Source organism: Bacteroides sp. AF39-16AC (assembly GCF_003602735.1).
Lineage (GTDB): Bacteria > Bacteroidota > Bacteroidia > Bacteroidales > Bacteroidaceae > Bacteroides > Bacteroides uniformis.
Genome location: NZ_QTLN01000009.1, coordinates 36963 through 52196, shown reverse-complemented (window position 1 = coordinate 52196; position 15234 = coordinate 36963). Strand labels below are relative to the sequence as shown.

The window sequence follows — 15234 nt, the reverse complement described above, 5'->3', positions numbered from 1 at the left end:
TGTATATCATCCGAAAAAAAAGAGTACTTTTGGTCTATCTTTTAAGAACATTTTAAAAACAATTGTGCAACATGGAAAATCAAGAAAACAACAACGGTCAACTCCAGATAGAATTGAAGGAAGAAGTGGCGCAAGGTACATATGCCAATTTGGCTATTATAACTCATTCCAGTTCGGAATTTATTCTCGACTTTATCCGCGTGATGCCTGGAATGCCAAAGGCTGGCGTGCAATCGCGCATAGTTTTGGCACCCGAACATGCCAAGCGTTTGCTGCGTGCACTCGAAGAGAATATTGGGAAATATGAACGCGCTTTCGGACTGATTCGCATGCCGGACGAACAAACATTTCCGCCTCTTCCCAACATCAAGGGTGAAGCGTAAAATCAAAAAAAAACTTGTAGTGCATTGATTATTCAAAACTTATTAGTATCTTTGCAGCCCAAAAGTGTATAGTTTTGAATTAATATAAACAATAATATATAACTAAAAACAATTAAAATGCCTACAATTCAGCAATTAGTAAGAAAAGGACGCGAAGTGCTGGTGGAGAAATCAAAGTCTCCAGCCTTGGACTCTTGTCCTCAAAGACGTGGCGTTTGCGTGAGAGTGTATACAACCACTCCGAAGAAGCCGAATTCAGCTATGCGTAAAGTAGCTCGTGTACGTTTGACCAATGGTAAAGAGGTGAACTCTTATATTCCGGGAGAAGGTCACAACTTGCAGGAACACTCTATCGTGTTGGTACGTGGTGGTCGTGTAAAAGACCTTCCGGGTGTGCGTTATCACATCGTACGTGGTACTTTGGATACTGCAGGTGTTGCAGGTCGTACACAAAGACGTTCCAAATACGGCGCAAAACGTCCGAAACCGGGTCAAGCAGCTCCTGCTAAGAAGAAATAATCTGGTGGCCTGATTCCCAAAATAGGAAAATTTAAAGTAATAACTTACGTTTTAGTTTGTTGGAAATGCTAAAGGTTGAGTAAATTCTCCGGAGGGAGAGTTGAAGAAGACAGAAGTAAACAACCAAGAACGAAAAACATTATTCTTTCAGACAAATGAGAAAAGCAAAACCAAAAAAACGCGTTATCCTTCCGGATCCCGTGTTCAATGATGTAAAAGTTTCCAAGTTCGTGAATCACTTGATGTACGATGGAAAGAAGAACACTTCTTATGAAATCTTCTATGCTGCGTTGGAAACAGTGAAGAACAAAATGCAGAACGAAGAGAAATCCGCTCTTGAAATCTGGAAAAAAGCTCTGGATAATGTGACTCCTCAAGTGGAAGTTAAGTCTCGCCGTGTGGGTGGTGCTACTTTCCAGGTTCCTACAGAAATCCGTGCTGACCGTAAGGAATCAATTTCCATGAAGAACTTGATTATCTTTGCACGTAAGCGTGGCGGTAAATCAATGGCTGATAAGCTGGCTGCCGAAATCATGGATGCTTTCAATGAACAGGGCGGTGCTTACAAACGTAAAGAAGATATGCATAGAATGGCAGAAGCTAACCGTGCATTTGCTCATTTCAGATTCTAATACTATAAGAGACTAACCAATTAGAAGATTAAAAAAACTTAAAGTAAGGGAATTAGAAAATGGCAAAGCATGATTTACATTTGACACGTAATATCGGTATCATGGCCCACATCGATGCCGGAAAGACAACGACTTCTGAACGTATTTTGTTTTACACGGGTTTGACCCACAAAATCGGTGAGGTACACGATGGTGCCGCTACAATGGACTGGATGGAGCAAGAACAAGAACGTGGTATCACTATCACTTCTGCTGCTACTACCACTCGTTGGAAATATGCCGGTGATACTTATAAAATTAACTTGATTGACACTCCGGGGCACGTTGACTTTACCGCTGAGGTAGAACGCTCTTTGCGTATTCTTGATGGTGCCGTTGCTGCTTATTGTGCAGTAGGTGGTGTTGAACCGCAATCTGAGACAGTTTGGCGCCAGGCTGATAAATATAACGTACCGCGTATCGCTTACGTTAATAAGATGGACCGTTCGGGTGCTGACTTCTTTGAGGTAGTCCGCCAGATGAAGGACGTTTTGGGCGCTAATCCGTGTCCTATCGTCGTTCCTATCGGTGCTGAGGAATCTTTCAAAGGTCTGGTAGACCTTATCAAAATGAAAGCTATCTATTGGCATGATGAAACAATGGGTGCTGACTATACAGTAGAAGAAATTCCTGCAAATCTGGTAGACGAAGCTAATGAATGGAGAGATAAGATGCTCGAAAAAGTGGCTGAGTTTGACGATGCTTTGATGGAGAAATATTTCGATGATCCTTCTACCATTACAGAAGAAGAGGTTTTGAGAGCTCTCCGTAACGCAACAGTGCAAATGGCTGTCGTTCCGATGCTTTGCGGTTCTTCATTCAAGAACAAAGGTGTACAGACATTGCTCGATTACGTGTGTGCATTCTTGCCTTCTCCGCTGGATACAGAGAACGTTATCGGTACAAACCCCGAAACTGGTGCTGAAGAAGACCGTAAACCGAGCGAAGACGAAAAGACTTCTGCTTTGGCATTTAAGATTGCAACAGACCCGTATGTAGGTCGTTTGACTTTCTTCCGCGTTTATTCCGGTAAGATTGAGGCTGGTTCTTATATCTATAACTCTCGTTCTGGTAAGAAAGAACGCGTATCCCGTCTGTTCCAGATGCACTCAAACAAGCAGAATCCGGTAGAAGTTATCGGTGCTGGTGATATTGGTGCTGGCGTAGGTTTCAAGGATATACATACTGGTGATACATTGTGTGACGAAACTGCACCGATTGTATTGGAGTCTATGGACTTCCCGGAACCGGTAATTGGTATCGCAGTTGAGCCTAAGACTCAGAAGGATATGGATAAACTGTCAAATGGCTTGGCTAAGCTGGCTGAAGAAGATCCGACGTTTACAGTTAAGACTGACGAACAGACTGGTCAGACAGTTATCTCTGGTATGGGTGAGCTTCACTTGGATATTATCATCGACCGTCTGAAACGTGAGTTCAAGGTTGAATGTAACCAAGGTAAGCCTCAAGTTAACTATAAGGAAGCTATCACTAAGACAGTCAACTTGCGTGAAGTTTACAAGAAGCAGTCCGGTGGTCGTGGTAAGTTCGCTGATATTATCGTGAACATCGGCCCGGTTGATGAAGACTTCAAGGAAGGCGGATTGCAATTCGTCGACGAAGTGAAGGGTGGTAACATTCCTAAGGAATTTATCCCGTCTGTACAGAAGGGCTTCACTACTGCCATGAAGAATGGTGTGTTGGCAGGTTATCCGTTGGATTCACTGAAAGTAACCTTGATTGACGGTTCTTTCCACCCGGTTGACTCTGACCAGTTGTCTTTCGAAATCTGTGCTATCCAGGCATATAAGAATGCTTGTGCTAAGGCAGGCCCGGTATTGATGGAGCCTATCATGAAGCTGGAAGTTGTTACTCCGGAAGAGAACATGGGTGACGTTATTGGTGACTTGAACAAGCGTCGTGGCCAGGTGGAAGGTATGGAATCCAGCCGTTCCGGTGCACGTATCGTGAAGGCAATGGTTCCGCTGGCAGAAATGTTCGGTTACGTAACAGCATTGCGTACCATCACTTCTGGTCGTGCAACCTCTTCAATGGTATACTCTCACCACGCCCAGGTTTCCAACTCTATTGCCAAGGCAGTATTGGAGGAAGTAAAAGGTCGTGCTGACTTAATCTAAAAAAACTTGAAGTCCCGTAGGCTAGCGAATGACTCTTAGCCTGCGGAACTTCATCTTATATAACTATTTAATAATTAAAGACAGTAATGAGTCAAAAAATTAGAATCAAACTGAAATCTTACGACCACAACTTGGTTGACAAGTCAGCTGAGAAGATTGTAAGAACGGTGAAGACAACGGGCGCCATCGTTAGCGGTCCGATTCCTCTTCCTACGCACAAGCGTATCTTTACCGTGAACCGTTCGACTTTCGTTAACAAGAAGTCGCGTGAACAATTCGAACTCTCTTCTTACAAGAGACTGATTGACATCTATAGCTCAACAGCTAAGACAGTAGATGCTCTGATGAAGTTGGAGTTGCCGAGTGGTGTGGAAGTAGAAATCAAAGTGTAAGTATTAAAAATTAAGTGAAATGCCAGGATTATTAGGAAAAAAAATCGGAATGACATCCGTTTTCAGTGCCGAGGGTAAGAATGTACCATGCACTGTTATCGAAGCAGGTCCTTGTGTTGTTACTCAAGTGAAAACTGTAGAAAAGGACGGTTATGAAGCTGTTCAGCTGGGCTTCCAGGACAAGAAGGAGAAGCACACTACAAAGCCTTTGATGGGCCACTTTAAGAAAGCTGGAGTAACTCCCAAGAAACACTTGGCTGAGTTCAAAGAATTTGAAACAGAGTTGAATCTGGGTGACACTGTTACCGTAGAACTGTTCAATGACGCAACTTTTGTTGACGTTGTAGGTACTTCTAAGGGTAAAGGTTTCCAGGGTGTAGTAAAACGCCATGGTTTTGGTGGTGTAGGCCAGACTACTCACGGTCAGCACAACCGCGCTCGTAAGCCGGGTTCTATCGGTGCTTGTTCTTACCCTGCAAAAGTATTCAAAGGAATGCGCATGGGCGGACAGCTTGGTGGCGACAGAGTAACTGTTCAAAACCTGCAGGTATTAAAGGTAATCGCGGAGCACAATCTTCTTTTGATTAAGGGATCTGTTCCTGGTTGCAAAGGTTCAATCGTAATAATTGAGAAATAATGGAAGTTAACGTATATAACATTAAAGGTGAAGACACTGGGAGAAAGATTACGTTAAACGAGTCTATCTTCGGAATTGAGCCCAACGACCACGCTATCTACTTGGATGTTAAACAGTTTATGGCTAACCAGCGTCAGGGTACACACAAGTCAAAGGAAAGAAGCGAAATCAGTGGTTCTACTCGTAAAATCGGTCGCCAGAAAGGTGGTGGTGGTGCACGTCGTGGTGACATGAACTCACCGGTACTTGTTGGTGGTGGACGCGTATTCGGTCCGAAACCGAGAGATTACTACTTCAAATTAAACAAAAAAGTAAAGGCTCTGGCTCGTAAGTCAGCTTTGTCATACAAGGCTCAGAACAACGCAGTTGTAGTAGTAGAAGACTTCTCTTTTGAAGCTCCGAAGACTAAAGATTTTGTTGCAATGACAAAAAATCTTAAAGTTTCTGACAAAAAGCTGCTTGTGATTTTACCAGAAGCAAATAAAAACGTATATTTGTCGGCTCGTAATGTGAAGGGTGCTAATGTGCAGACTATCTCAGGGTTAAATACTTACAGAGTATTGGACGCTGGGGTCGTTGTGTTTGCTGAAAGTGCACTTTCTGCTATCGACAATATCTTAATGTAAAAAGGAGGCTTAAATAATGGGAATTATTATTAAACCGTTAGTGACAGAGAAGATGACTGCAATTACTGATAAGACGAATAATCGTTTCGGCTTTATCGTGCGTCCTGAAGCTAATAAACTGGAAATTAAGAAGGAAGTTGAAGCCCTTTACAACGTTACAGTAGTTGATGTGAATACAATGAAGTATGGCGGCAAAAACAAGAGCCGCTATACTCGTGCCGGTATCATCAACGGACGTACGAATGCGTTCAAGAAGGCTATCGTTACGTTGAAAGAAGGAGATACTATTGATTTTTATAGCAATATTTAATAAAAATGGCAGTACGTAAATTTAAGCCCACAACACCGGGGCAAAGACATAAAATTATTGGTACTTACGAAGAGATTACTGCACGGGTACCAGAAAAGTCTCTTGTATTTGGTAAGAAATCTTCAGGTGGTCGTAACAACGAAGGTAAGATGACTATGCGCTACATCGGTGGCGGTAGTAAGAAGATTATTCGTATCGTAGATTTCAAGAGAAATAAAGACGGTGTGCCTGCAGTGGTTAAAACAATTGAATACGATCCGAATCGTTCGGCTCGTATCGCTTTGTTGTTTTATGCAGATGGAGAAAAAAGATATATTATTGCTCCCAATGGATTGCAAGTTGGTACGACTTTGATGTCAGGTGAGACTGCCGCTCCGGAAATCGGAAACGCACTTCCGCTTCAGAATATTCCGGTCGGTACTGTAATTCACAACATCGAATTACGTCCGGGACAAGGCGCTGCCTTGGTTCGCTCGGCTGGTAACTTCGCTCAGTTGACTTCTAGAGAAGGTAAGTACTGCGTTATCAAGTTGCCTTCAGGTGAGGTTCGTCAGATCCTCAGTACTTGTAAGGCTACTATTGGTAGTGTAGGTAACTCAGATCATGGATTGGAAAGTTCAGGTAAAGCTGGACGTTCTCGTTGGTTAGGACGTCGTCCGCGTAACCGTGGTGTTGTTATGAACCCGGTTGATCACCCGATGGGTGGTGGTGAAGGACGTGCTTCAGGAGGACACCCGAGATCTCGTAAGGGATTGTACGCTAAGGGTCTTAAGACAAGAGCTCCGAAGAAACAATCGTCTAAGTATATTATTGAGAGAAGAAAGAAGTAATCTGATTAATTGAGTAAATTATGAGTCGTTCATTAAAAAAAGGTCCGTATATTAACGTTAAGCTTGAGAAGAAAGTGCTTGCCATGAATGAATCGGGCAAGAAAGTGGTAGTTAAGACCTGGGCCAGAGCTTCAATGATTTCGCCTGATTTCGTAGGCCATACTGTTGCAGTTCACAACGGAAATAAATTTATTCCTGTTTATGTTACCGAAAATATGGTAGGACACAAGTTGGGCGAATTTGCTCCAACTCGTACTTTCAGAGGACACGCTGGTAACAAGAAAAAATAAAACAGGATTTATCTGAAATAATAAAGTAATAATATAATGGGAGCAAGAAAAAAAATATCGGCTGAAAAAAGAAAAGAAGCCCTTAAGACCATGTATTTTGCGAAATTGCAAAATGTTCCTACTTCCCCCCGTAAAATGCGTCTCGTGGCTGACATGATTCGCGGGATGGAGGTGAACAGAGCACTCGGCGTTTTGAAGTTCTCTTCAAAAGAGGCTGCCGCAAGAGTGGAAAAGTTGCTGCGCTCTGCAATTGCTAACTGGGAGCAGAAAAACGAACGTAAAGCTGAAAGTGGCGAGCTGTTCGTAACCAAGATTTTTGTTGATGGTGGTGCTACACTCAAAAGAATGAGACCGGCTCCGCAGGGTAGAGGTTACAGAATTCGTAAACGTTCAAACCACGTAACGTTGTTCGTTGGTTCTAAAAGTAATAACGAAGATCAAAATTAAGGTAAATGGGACAAAAAGTTAATCCAATAAGCAACCGTTTAGGAATTATCAGAGGATGGGATTCCAATTGGTATGGTGGAAAGAATTACGGCGATTCTCTGCTGGAAGATAGCAAGATTCGTAAATATTTGAACGCTCGTCTGGCAAAGGCTAGTGTGTCAAGAATTGTAATTGAACGTACACTGAAACTCGTGACTATTACCGTTTGTACTGCACGTCCGGGTATCATTATCGGCAAAGGTGGCCAAGAAGTTGACAAGTTGAAAGAGGAGTTGAAGAAGGTTACTGATAAGGATATTCAGATTAATATCTTCGAAGTTAAGAGACCAGAGTTGGATGCTGTTATCGTGGCTAACAACATTGCCCGTCAGGTTGAAGGCAAAATAGCCTACCGTCGTGCCATCAAGATGGCTATTGCCAATACAATGCGTATGGGTGCGGAAGGTATCAAGATTCAGATTTCAGGACGTTTGAATGGTGCAGAAATGGCCCGTTCTGAAATGTATAAGGAAGGAAGAACTCCGTTGCACACTTTCAGAGCAGATATCGACTATTGTCATGCAGAAGCATTGACTAAGGTTGGTCTTCTCGGCATTAAAGTTTGGATTTGTAGAGGTGAAGTTTATGGTAAGAAGGAGTTGGCTCCGAACTTTACGCAAAGCAAGGAAAGTGGTCGTGGAAGCAATAGCGGAAACAATGGCGGAAAGAACTTCAAAAGAAAGAAAAATAATCGCTAACGAATTTGATTTTTAGGAATTATGTTACAACCGAAAAAAACAAAATTCAGAAGACAACAAAAAGGCCGTCAAAAGGGTAATGCCCAAAGAGGAAACCAGTTGGCTTTCGGATCTTTTGGTATTAAGGCCTTGGAAACGAAATGGATTACAGGCCGTCAGATTGAAGCTGCGCGTATTGCAGTGACAAGATATATGCAACGTCAAGGACAGATTTGGATTCGTATTTTCCCCGACAAACCTATCACCAGAAAGCCTGCTGATGTGCGTATGGGTAAGGGTAAGGGTGCGCCGGAAGGATTCGTAGCGCCTGTTACACCGGGTAGAATTATTATCGAAGCCGAAGGAGTATCTTATGAAATCGCTAAAGAAGCTTTGCGCTTGGCTGCACAGAAGCTTCCTATCACAACTAAGTTTGTGGTTAGACGTGATTATGATATTCAAAATCAAAATGCGTAAGAAGTATGAAAACAGCAGAAATTAAAGAGATGCCTACCAGTGACTTGGTAGAAAGAGTTGAAGCAGAAGTAGCTAATTACAACCAAGTGATTTTAAATCATTCTATTTCTCCTTTGGATAATCCTGCTCAGATCAAACAATTACGCAGGACTATTGCGCGTATGAAGACTGAATTACGCCAAAGAGAACTTAACAATAAATGATGAGCTTGATGGAAGCAAGAAATTTAAGAAAAGAAAGAACTGGGGTTGTGCTGAGCAACAAGATGGATAAGACCATTACAGTAGCAGCTAAGTTTAAGGAGAAACACCCCATATATGGTAAGTTCGTTAGCAAGACGAAGAAGTACCATGCTCATGATGAAAAGAATGAGTGCAATATCGGCGATACTGTACACATCATGGAAACTCGTCCTTTGAGCAAGACTAAGAGATGGAGATTGGTAGAAATAATTGAAAGAGCTAAGTAATTATGATACAAGTAGAATCCAGACTTACAGTATGTGATAATAGTGGGGCAAAAGAGGCTCTCTGTATCCGCGTTTTGGGTGGTACAGGTCGTCGCTATGCTTCAGTAGGGGACGTGATTGTCGTTTCTGTTAAGAGCGTTATCCCTTCAAGTGATATTAAAAAAGGTGCAGTGTCTAAAGCTTTGATCGTACGTACTAAGAAAGAAATCCGTCGTGCTGATGGCTCTTACATACGTTTTGATGATAATGCTTGCGTGTTGTTGAACAATGCAGGTGAAATTAGAGGTAGTCGTATTTTCGGTCCGGTAGCTCGTGAACTTCGTGCTACTAACATGAAAGTTGTGTCACTCGCTCCTGAAGTACTTTAATATTGTAAAAGATTTGAGTAATGAGTAAATTACATATTAAAAAAGGCGATACAGTTTATGTAAACTCCGGTGAAGACAAGGGTAAGACTGGTCGTGTATTGAAGGTTCTTGTTGATAAAAACCGCGCAATCGTTGAAGGTATCAACATGGTGTCTAAGAGTACAAAACCGAATGCTAAGAACCCGCAAGGTGGTATTGTGAAGCAAGAAGCTTCTATCCACTTGTCAAACTTGAACCCCGTTGATCCAAAGACTGGCAAAGCAACGCGTGTTGGTAGAAAAGTAAGTGCTGAAGGCACTTTAGTGCGTTATTCTAAAAAATCAGGAGAGGAGATTAAGTAATGAGTAATACTGCTAGCCTTAAGAAAGAATATGCAGAGCGTATTGCGCCTGCATTGAAATCACAGTTCCAGTATTCTTCTTCTATGCAGATACCCGTACTTAAGAAGATTGTTATCAATCAGGGTCTGGGTATGGCTGTTGCCGACAAGAAGATTATTGAAGTGGCAATTAATGAAATGACTACTATCACTGGCCAGAAAGCCGTGGCAACCATTTCTCGTAAGGATATTGCAAACTTTAAGTTGCGTAAGAAAATGCCGATTGGCGTTATGGTAACTCTGCGTCGTGAGAGAATGTACGAATTCCTTGAAAAGTTGGTTCGTGTAGCTCTGCCTCGTATCCGCGACTTCAAGGGTATTGAAAGTAAGTTCGATGGTAAGGGTAACTATACCCTTGGTATTCAGGAACAAATCATTTTCCCTGAAATTAATATCGATAGTATTACTAGAATTCTCGGAATGAATATTACCTTTGTAACCTCTGCGCAAACAGATGAAGAAGGGTATGCCTTGTTGAAAGAATTCGGTTTACCGTTTAAAAACGCTAAAAAAGATTGATAATATGGCAAAGGAATCAATGAAAGCACGCGAAGTAAAGCGTGCTAAATTAGTAGCCAGATATGCCGAGAAAAGAGCTGCGTTGAAGCAAATCGTTAGAACCGGTGATCCTGCTGAAGCTTTTGAAGCTGCACAGAAATTGCAGGATTTGCCTAAAAATTCTAACCCGATTCGCATGCACAACCGTTGCAAGCTGACAGGTCGTCCCAAAGGATATATCCGTCAGTTTGGCATCTCCAGAATCCAGTTCCGTGAGATGGCTTCTAACGGTCTTATTCCCGGTGTAAAGAAAGCAAGCTGGTAATTATTGTTTTTAAATATTGTCAGGGTAGGCCTGATTAATTTAATTTATTTTTTATATGACTGATCCAATAGCAGATTATTTGACGAGGTTGCGGAACGCTATTCAAGCGAAGCACAGAGTTGTGGAAGTTCCGGCTTCTAATTTGAAAAAAGAAATCACTAAGATTCTTTTTGAAAAGGGCTACATTCTTAATTATAAGTTTGTAGAAGATGGTCCTCAAGGTACAATCAAAGTTGCCTTGAAGTATGATCCGGTAAACAAGGTTAACGCAATCAAGAAGCTGGAGAGAATCTCTTCTCCGGGTTTGCGTCAATATACCGGTTATAAAGACATGCCGCGTGTTATTAATGGTTTGGGTATTGCTATAATATCTACTTCCAAGGGTGTAATGACCAACAAAGAAGCCGCTGAACTGAAGATTGGTGGTGAAGTTTTGTGTTATGTATATTAATAGGAGGAATTAGCAATGTCAAGAATAGGAAAATTACCCATTAGTATTCCCGCTGGAGTAACAGTTACTCTGAAAGATGACGTGGTTACCGTTAAGGGACCCAAAGGCGAAATGAGCCAATATGTAAATCCTGCTATCAATGTTACCATCGAAGACGGTCATGTTGTTTTGGCTGAGAATGAAAATGCAATGCTGGATAACCCCAAGCAAAAGCATGCATTCCATGGATTATACCGTTCATTGGTGCACAACATGGTTGTTGGTGTATCAGAAGGATATAAGAAAGAATTGGAACTTGTCGGTGTAGGTTACCGTGCCTCTAACCAGGGAAATATCATTGAACTGGCTTTAGGTTATACTCACAGTATCTTTATACAGTTGCCTCCTGAAGTTAAAGTTGAGACTAAGTCTGAAAGAAACAAGAATCCTTTGATTATATTGGAATCTTGCGACAAGCAGTTACTTGGTCAAGTTTGCTCTAAAATACGTTCTTTCCGTAAGCCTGAACCGTATAAGGGTAAGGGTATTAAGTTTGTTGGCGAAGAAATTCGTAGAAAGTCTGGTAAATCAGCTGGTGCTAAATAATCATTTAAATTGATATTATTATGACAACAAAAATAGAAAGACGAATTAAGATCAAATATAGAGTACGCAACAAAATTTCAGGTACTACTGAATGCCCGCGTATGAGTGTATTTAGAAGTAACAAGCAAATCTATGTTCAGATTATCGATGACTTGTCCGGTAAGACATTGGCTGCCGCTTCTTCGTTGGGTATGACTGAAAAAATGCCTAAGAAGGAACAAGCTGCTAAAGTAGGTGAACTGATTGCGAAAAAAGCTCAGGAAGCAGGTATTACTACTGTTGTTTTCGACCGTAATGGTTACTTGTATCATGGGAGAGTAAAAGAGGTGGCTGATGCTGCCCGTAACGGTGGACTTAAATTTTAATCATTATGGCAGGACTTAATAATAGAGTTAAGATTACAAACGATATAGAGCTGAAAGACAGATTGGTTGCTATTAATCGTGTAACCAAAGTAACCAAAGGTGGTAGAACTTTTAGTTTCTCTGCTATTGTGGTAGTAGGAAACGAAGAAGGCATCATCGGTTGGGGCCTTGGTAAAGCTGGTGAAGTAACCGCTGCTATTGCCAAAGGTGTTGAATCTGCAAAGAAAAACCTGACAAGAGTGCCTGTACTGAAAGGTACAGTTCCTCACGAACAGTCTGCAAAGTTCGGTGGCGCTGAAGTATTTATTAAACCGGCTTCTCACGGTACTGGTGTTGTTGCTGGCGGTGCAATGCGTGCCGTATTGGAAAGTGTTGGTGTAACAGACGTTTTGGCTAAGTCAAAAGGTTCTTCCAACCCGCACAACTTGGTAAAGGCTACTATCTTGGCATTGAGTGAAATGCGCGATGCTCGTATGGTTGCCCAGAACAGAGGAGTTAGTATGGAAAAAGTATTTAGAGGATAAGGAGGAAGAATATGTCGACTATAAAGATTAAACAAGTTAAAAGTAGAATTGGTGCTCCTGCTGATCAGAAGAGAACTCTCGATGCACTGGGACTTCATAAGTTGAATCGTGTGGTTGAACACGAATGCACTCCTTCAATTCTTGGAATGGTGGATAAGGTTAAACACTTGGTTACCATTGTTAAGTAATTATTTGTTGAATATAAAACGAATTACAATATGAACTTAAGTAATTTAAAACCTGCAGAGGGATCTACTAAAACAAGAAAGAGAATTGGACGTGGTCCGGGTTCTGGCTTGGGAGGTACTTCTACTAGAGGTCATAAAGGAGCTAAATCAAGATCTGGATACTCTAAGAAAATCGGTTTTGAAGGTGGTCAGATGCCTCTTCAACGTCGTGTACCTAAGTTTGGCTTTAAAAATATCAATCGTGTAGAGTATAAGGCTATCAACTTGGATACAATTCAGAAATTGGCTGAAGCAAAGAACTTGCAGACTGTAGGTATCAGTGACTTCATTGCTGCTGGTTTCATTTCTGCAAGCCAGTTGGTAAAAGTATTAGGTAACGGAACTTTGACTGCTAAGTTGGATGTACAAGCACATGCATTTTCTAAGACTGCTGTTGCTGCCATCGAAGCTGCTGGTGGACAAGTAGTAAAACTCTAATTCAATGAGAAAAGCTATTGAAACATTAAAGAATATATGGAAAATTGAGGATCTGAGACAACGGATCCTCATTACCATATTGTTTGTGGCAATCTACCGTTTTGGTTCGTATGTCGTTTTGCCGGGTATCAATCCGTCAATGCTGACACAATTGCATCAACAGACAAGCGAAGGTCTTTTAGCCTTGTTAAATATGTTTTCCGGAGGAGCATTTTCCAATGCCTCTATTTTTGCATTGGGTATCATGCCGTACATCTCTGCCTCCATTGTGATTCAGTTGCTGGGTATTGCGGTTCCGTATTTCCAGAAATTGCAGCGCGAAGGTGAGAGTGGTAGAAGAAAAATGAATCAATATACTCGTTATCTGACGATTCTTATTCTTTTGGTTCAGGCTCCTTCTTATTTGCTCAATCTTAAGATGCAGGCTGGTCCTTCTTTAAATGCTTCATTAGATTGGACTCTGTTTATGTTTACTTCTACCATTATTTTAGCGGCTGGAAGTATGTTTATTTTGTGGCTTGGTGAGAGAATTACGGATAAGGGTATCGGTAATGGTATTTCGCTGATTATCATGATTGGTATCATCGCCCGTCTGCCACAGTCCTTATTCCAGGAATTGATTTCCCGTATGACGGACAAGACTGGTGGTCTGGTAATGTTCTTGATTGAGCTTGTTGTTCTGCTGGTTGTTATTGCATTCGCTATTCTTTTGGTGCAGGGAACTAGAAAGATTCCTGTACAATATGCGAAGAAGATCGTGGGTAACAAGCAATATGGCGGTGCTAGACAGTATATTCCTTTGAAGGTGAATGCTGCTAACGTGATGCCTATCATTTTTGCTCAGGCTATCATGTTTATTCCTATCACTCTTGTTGGGTTCTCAAATGTAAATGATGCAAGTGGTTTCGTACGTGCATTGACTGATCATACAAGCTTTTGGTATAATTTGATTTTTGCAGTGTTGATTATATTGTTTACGTATTTCTATACTGCAATTACTATTAACCCGACTCAGATGGCTGAAGATATGAAGAGAAACAATGGTTTTATTCCGGGTATCAAGCCAGGAAAGCAAACTGCTGAGTATATTGACGTGATTATGTCGCGTATTACTTTGCCTGGTTCTTTCTTCTTGGCCTTGGTTGCCATTATGCCTGCGTTTGCCGGTATATTCGGTGTGAAAGCTGAGTTTGCTCAATTCTTTGGCGGTACATCTTTGTTAATCCTTGTGGGTGTGGTGCTTGATACTCTCCAGCAGGTAGAAAGTCATTTGTTGATGAGACACTATGACGGTTTGCTGAAATCCGGACGTATTAAAGGCCGCAGTGGTAATGTAGCTGCATATTAATCTTTTTTGAAGAATGATATTTCTTAAAACAGAAGATGAAATAGAGCTGCTCCGCAAGAGTAATTTGCTTGTTGGAAAGACGTTGGCTGAGATAGCTAAGGTTATAAAGCCCGGAGTGACAACAAAAGAGCTGGATAGGGTGGCGGAAGAGTTCATCAGAGACAATGGTGCTGTTCCAACCTTTAAAGGTTTTCCTAATCAATATGGCGATCCGTTTCCAGCTTCTATTTGCACATCTGTAAATGACCAGGTGGTACATGGTATTCCGGGAGATGATGTGGTACTGAAAGATGGTGATATCGTGTCTGTTGATTGTGGTACTTACATGAATGGCTTTTGTGGCGACTCAGCCTATACGTTTTGTGTAGGTGAAGTTGACGAAGAAGTCCGCAAATTACTGAAGGTTACTAAAGAAGCATTGTACATAGGGATACAGAATGCCGTTCACGGCAAGCGGTTGGGTGATATCGGTTATGCGATACAGCAGCACTGCGAATCTAATTCTTATGGTGTGGTGCGTGAGTTTGTGGGTCACGGAATAGGCAAGGAAATGCATGAAGATCCTCAGGTTCCCAATTACGGAAAGCGTGGTTATGGGACAATGCTGAAGAAAGGCTTGTGCATTGCCATTGAACCGATGATAACTTTAGGTAACCGACAAATACTCATGGAGCGTGATGGCTGGACGGTGAGGACAAAAGACCGCAAGTGTGCAGCTCATTTTGAACATACGATAGCAGTCGGCACTGGTGAAGCTGATATATTGTCATCATTCGAGTTCATTGAAGAAGTATTAGGAGATAAAGCAATTTAAGAAATTA

27 protein-coding genes are annotated in these 15234 nt (G+C 41.7%); all 27 read left to right on the top strand.

The genetic code is table 11. The annotated features are described in order from the left end of the window. The first annotated feature begins 71 nt into the window (after positions 1-71). The 27 genes from DW039_RS09765 to map all read left to right on the top strand — a co-directional run bounded on the left by DW039_RS09765 (position 72) and on the right by map (position 15227). Positions 72-383, top strand: coding sequence for a DUF3467 domain-containing protein (locus DW039_RS09765; protein ID WP_005825714.1), 312 nt, complete (start codon positions 72-74; stop codon positions 381-383). A 117-nt stretch (positions 384-500) separates the two neighbouring features. Continuing rightward, a complete protein-coding gene (rpsL, locus tag DW039_RS09760) occupies positions 501-902 on the top strand; it encodes a 30S ribosomal protein S12 (RefSeq protein WP_005825712.1) in 402 nt (133 codons plus the stop codon). A 155-nt stretch (positions 903-1057) separates the two neighbouring features. Continuing rightward, positions 1058-1534: a 30S ribosomal protein S7 gene (gene rpsG / locus DW039_RS09755; RefSeq protein ID WP_005825710.1), complete on the top strand. Its 477-nt coding sequence runs from the start codon at positions 1058-1060 to the stop codon at positions 1532-1534. A 59-nt stretch (positions 1535-1593) separates the two neighbouring features. Further along, positions 1594-3711, top strand: a complete 2118-nt coding sequence (gene fusA, locus DW039_RS09750) for an elongation factor G (RefSeq protein WP_016271993.1) — start codon at positions 1594-1596, stop codon at positions 3709-3711. 86 nt (positions 3712-3797) lie between these two features. Next, positions 3798-4103, top strand: a complete 306-nt coding sequence (gene rpsJ, locus DW039_RS09745) for a 30S ribosomal protein S10 (RefSeq protein ID WP_004291244.1) — start codon at positions 3798-3800, stop codon at positions 4101-4103. A 19-nt stretch (positions 4104-4122) separates the two neighbouring features. Continuing rightward, positions 4123-4740 (top strand): 50S ribosomal protein L3, encoded by a 618-nt coding sequence (gene rplC, locus DW039_RS09740; protein WP_005825708.1) that lies wholly within the window; start codon positions 4123-4125, stop codon positions 4738-4740. Continuing rightward, a complete protein-coding gene (rplD, locus tag DW039_RS09735; RefSeq protein ID WP_005825707.1) occupies positions 4740-5366 on the top strand; it encodes a 50S ribosomal protein L4 in 627 nt (208 codons plus the stop codon). Before rplC ends, rplD begins: the two co-directional genes overlap by 1 nt. A 16-nt stretch (positions 5367-5382) precedes the next feature. Continuing rightward, on the top strand, positions 5383-5676 hold the full coding sequence (rplW, locus tag DW039_RS09730; protein WP_120381893.1) for a 50S ribosomal protein L23: 294 nt from the start codon (positions 5383-5385) through the stop codon (positions 5674-5676). 5 nt (positions 5677-5681) lie between these two features. After that, positions 5682-6506 (top strand): 50S ribosomal protein L2, encoded by an 825-nt coding sequence (rplB, locus tag DW039_RS09725; protein WP_005825705.1) that lies wholly within the window; start codon positions 5682-5684, stop codon positions 6504-6506. 20 nt (positions 6507-6526) lie between these two features. Further along, a complete protein-coding gene (rpsS, locus tag DW039_RS09720) occupies positions 6527-6796 on the top strand; it encodes a 30S ribosomal protein S19 (protein WP_002558070.1) in 270 nt (89 codons plus the stop codon). Positions 6797-6832: 36 nt separating this feature from the next. Beyond that, positions 6833-7243 (top strand): 50S ribosomal protein L22, encoded by a 411-nt coding sequence (gene rplV, locus DW039_RS09715; protein WP_004291236.1) that lies wholly within the window; start codon positions 6833-6835, stop codon positions 7241-7243. 5 nt (positions 7244-7248) lie between these two features. Beyond that, the gene (rpsC, locus tag DW039_RS09710; protein ID WP_004291235.1) at positions 7249-7980 is read left to right on the top strand and encodes a 30S ribosomal protein S3; all 732 of its coding nucleotides are present in this window, start codon (positions 7249-7251) and stop codon (positions 7978-7980) included. Between the two features lie 21 nt (positions 7981-8001). Then, positions 8002-8436, top strand: coding sequence for a 50S ribosomal protein L16 (rplP, locus tag DW039_RS09705; protein ID WP_004291234.1), 435 nt, complete (start codon positions 8002-8004; stop codon positions 8434-8436). A 5-nt stretch (positions 8437-8441) separates the two neighbouring features. After that, the gene (rpmC, locus tag DW039_RS09700) at positions 8442-8639 is read left to right on the top strand and encodes a 50S ribosomal protein L29 (protein ID WP_005825702.1); all 198 of its coding nucleotides are present in this window, start codon (positions 8442-8444) and stop codon (positions 8637-8639) included. Next, the gene (rpsQ, locus tag DW039_RS09695) at positions 8636-8905 is read left to right on the top strand and encodes a 30S ribosomal protein S17 (protein WP_005825701.1); all 270 of its coding nucleotides are present in this window, start codon (positions 8636-8638) and stop codon (positions 8903-8905) included. Before rpmC ends, rpsQ begins: the two co-directional genes overlap by 4 nt. Before the next feature lie 2 nt (positions 8906-8907). After that, the gene (gene rplN / locus DW039_RS09690; protein ID WP_005825700.1) at positions 8908-9273 is read left to right on the top strand and encodes a 50S ribosomal protein L14; all 366 of its coding nucleotides are present in this window, start codon (positions 8908-8910) and stop codon (positions 9271-9273) included. A 20-nt stretch (positions 9274-9293) separates the two neighbouring features. Beyond that, a complete protein-coding gene (gene rplX / locus DW039_RS09685) occupies positions 9294-9614 on the top strand; it encodes a 50S ribosomal protein L24 (protein WP_005825699.1) in 321 nt (106 codons plus the stop codon). Then, entirely contained in the window at positions 9614-10171 is a 558-nt protein-coding gene (rplE, locus tag DW039_RS09680; protein ID WP_005825698.1) for a 50S ribosomal protein L5, read from the top strand. The genes rplX and rplE overlap by 1 nt, the downstream gene beginning before the upstream one ends. Before the next feature lie 4 nt (positions 10172-10175). Next, on the top strand, positions 10176-10475 hold the full coding sequence (gene rpsN, locus DW039_RS09675; protein ID WP_005825697.1) for a 30S ribosomal protein S14: 300 nt from the start codon (positions 10176-10178) through the stop codon (positions 10473-10475). A gap of 55 nt (positions 10476-10530) precedes the next feature. Next, on the top strand, positions 10531-10926 hold the full coding sequence (gene rpsH, locus DW039_RS09670) for a 30S ribosomal protein S8 (protein ID WP_004291226.1): 396 nt from the start codon (positions 10531-10533) through the stop codon (positions 10924-10926). 15 nt (positions 10927-10941) lie between these two features. Next, positions 10942-11511 carry a 50S ribosomal protein L6 gene (gene rplF / locus DW039_RS09665; protein ID WP_005825696.1) on the top strand — a complete coding sequence of 190 codons (570 nt, stop codon included), beginning with the start codon at positions 10942-10944 and terminating at the stop codon, positions 11509-11511. 20 nt (positions 11512-11531) lie between these two features. Next, positions 11532-11876, top strand: coding sequence for a 50S ribosomal protein L18 (gene rplR / locus DW039_RS09660; protein ID WP_005656518.1), 345 nt, complete (start codon positions 11532-11534; stop codon positions 11874-11876). Positions 11877-11881: 5 nt separating this feature from the next. Next, on the top strand, positions 11882-12400 hold the full coding sequence (gene rpsE / locus DW039_RS09655) for a 30S ribosomal protein S5 (RefSeq protein WP_005825693.1): 519 nt from the start codon (positions 11882-11884) through the stop codon (positions 12398-12400). 11 nt (positions 12401-12411) lie between these two features. Continuing rightward, complete coding sequence (gene rpmD / locus DW039_RS09650) at positions 12412-12588, top strand: 50S ribosomal protein L30 (RefSeq protein WP_004291222.1); 177 nt, start codon at positions 12412-12414, stop codon at positions 12586-12588. Between the two features lie 30 nt (positions 12589-12618). Beyond that, the gene (rplO, locus tag DW039_RS09645; protein ID WP_005825692.1) at positions 12619-13065 is read left to right on the top strand and encodes a 50S ribosomal protein L15; all 447 of its coding nucleotides are present in this window, start codon (positions 12619-12621) and stop codon (positions 13063-13065) included. A 4-nt stretch (positions 13066-13069) separates the two neighbouring features. Then, positions 13070-14413 carry a preprotein translocase subunit SecY gene (secY, locus tag DW039_RS09640; protein WP_005825690.1) on the top strand — a complete coding sequence of 448 codons (1344 nt, stop codon included), beginning with the start codon at positions 13070-13072 and terminating at the stop codon, positions 14411-14413. A gap of 13 nt (positions 14414-14426) precedes the next feature. Next, entirely contained in the window at positions 14427-15227 is an 801-nt protein-coding gene (gene map / locus DW039_RS09635) for a type I methionyl aminopeptidase (protein ID WP_005825687.1), read from the top strand. Positions 15228-15234: the final 7 nt, after the last annotated feature.

Excerpts from the sequence above, each read along its gene's own strand:
- DW039_RS09765 (WP_005825714.1), top strand. The coding sequence starts at position 72 with ATGGAAAATCAAGAAAACAACAACGGTCAACTCCAGATAGAATTGAAG.
- rpsL (WP_005825712.1), top strand. The coding sequence starts at position 501 with ATGCCTACAATTCAGCAATTAGTAAGAAAAGGACGCGAAGTGCTGGTG.
- rpsG (WP_005825710.1), top strand. The coding sequence starts at position 1,058 with ATGAGAAAAGCAAAACCAAAAAAACGCGTTATCCTTCCGGATCCCGTG.
- fusA (WP_016271993.1), top strand. The coding sequence starts at position 1,594 with ATGGCAAAGCATGATTTACATTTGACACGTAATATCGGTATCATGGCC.
- rpsJ (WP_004291244.1), top strand. The coding sequence starts at position 3,798 with ATGAGTCAAAAAATTAGAATCAAACTGAAATCTTACGACCACAACTTG.
- rplC (WP_005825708.1), top strand. The coding sequence starts at position 4,123 with ATGCCAGGATTATTAGGAAAAAAAATCGGAATGACATCCGTTTTCAGT.
- rplD (WP_005825707.1), top strand. The coding sequence starts at position 4,740 with ATGGAAGTTAACGTATATAACATTAAAGGTGAAGACACTGGGAGAAAG.
- rplW (WP_120381893.1), top strand. The coding sequence starts at position 5,383 with ATGGGAATTATTATTAAACCGTTAGTGACAGAGAAGATGACTGCAATT.
- rplB (WP_005825705.1), top strand. The coding sequence starts at position 5,682 with ATGGCAGTACGTAAATTTAAGCCCACAACACCGGGGCAAAGACATAAA.
- rpsS (WP_002558070.1), top strand. The coding sequence starts at position 6,527 with ATGAGTCGTTCATTAAAAAAAGGTCCGTATATTAACGTTAAGCTTGAG.
- rplV (WP_004291236.1), top strand. The coding sequence starts at position 6,833 with ATGGGAGCAAGAAAAAAAATATCGGCTGAAAAAAGAAAAGAAGCCCTT.
- rpsC (WP_004291235.1), top strand. The coding sequence starts at position 7,249 with ATGGGACAAAAAGTTAATCCAATAAGCAACCGTTTAGGAATTATCAGA.
- rplP (WP_004291234.1), top strand. The coding sequence starts at position 8,002 with ATGTTACAACCGAAAAAAACAAAATTCAGAAGACAACAAAAAGGCCGT.
- rpmC (WP_005825702.1), top strand. The coding sequence starts at position 8,442 with ATGAAAACAGCAGAAATTAAAGAGATGCCTACCAGTGACTTGGTAGAA.
- rpsQ (WP_005825701.1), top strand. The coding sequence starts at position 8,636 with ATGATGAGCTTGATGGAAGCAAGAAATTTAAGAAAAGAAAGAACTGGG.
- rplN (WP_005825700.1), top strand. The coding sequence starts at position 8,908 with ATGATACAAGTAGAATCCAGACTTACAGTATGTGATAATAGTGGGGCA.
- rplX (WP_005825699.1), top strand. The coding sequence starts at position 9,294 with ATGAGTAAATTACATATTAAAAAAGGCGATACAGTTTATGTAAACTCC.
- rplE (WP_005825698.1), top strand. The coding sequence starts at position 9,614 with ATGAGTAATACTGCTAGCCTTAAGAAAGAATATGCAGAGCGTATTGCG.
- rpsN (WP_005825697.1), top strand. The coding sequence starts at position 10,176 with ATGGCAAAGGAATCAATGAAAGCACGCGAAGTAAAGCGTGCTAAATTA.
- rpsH (WP_004291226.1), top strand. The coding sequence starts at position 10,531 with ATGACTGATCCAATAGCAGATTATTTGACGAGGTTGCGGAACGCTATT.
- rplF (WP_005825696.1), top strand. The coding sequence starts at position 10,942 with ATGTCAAGAATAGGAAAATTACCCATTAGTATTCCCGCTGGAGTAACA.
- rplR (WP_005656518.1), top strand. The coding sequence starts at position 11,532 with ATGACAACAAAAATAGAAAGACGAATTAAGATCAAATATAGAGTACGC.
- rpsE (WP_005825693.1), top strand. The coding sequence starts at position 11,882 with ATGGCAGGACTTAATAATAGAGTTAAGATTACAAACGATATAGAGCTG.
- rpmD (WP_004291222.1), top strand. The coding sequence starts at position 12,412 with ATGTCGACTATAAAGATTAAACAAGTTAAAAGTAGAATTGGTGCTCCT.
- rplO (WP_005825692.1), top strand. The coding sequence starts at position 12,619 with ATGAACTTAAGTAATTTAAAACCTGCAGAGGGATCTACTAAAACAAGA.
- secY (WP_005825690.1), top strand. The coding sequence starts at position 13,070 with ATGAGAAAAGCTATTGAAACATTAAAGAATATATGGAAAATTGAGGAT.
- map (WP_005825687.1), top strand. The coding sequence starts at position 14,427 with ATGATATTTCTTAAAACAGAAGATGAAATAGAGCTGCTCCGCAAGAGT.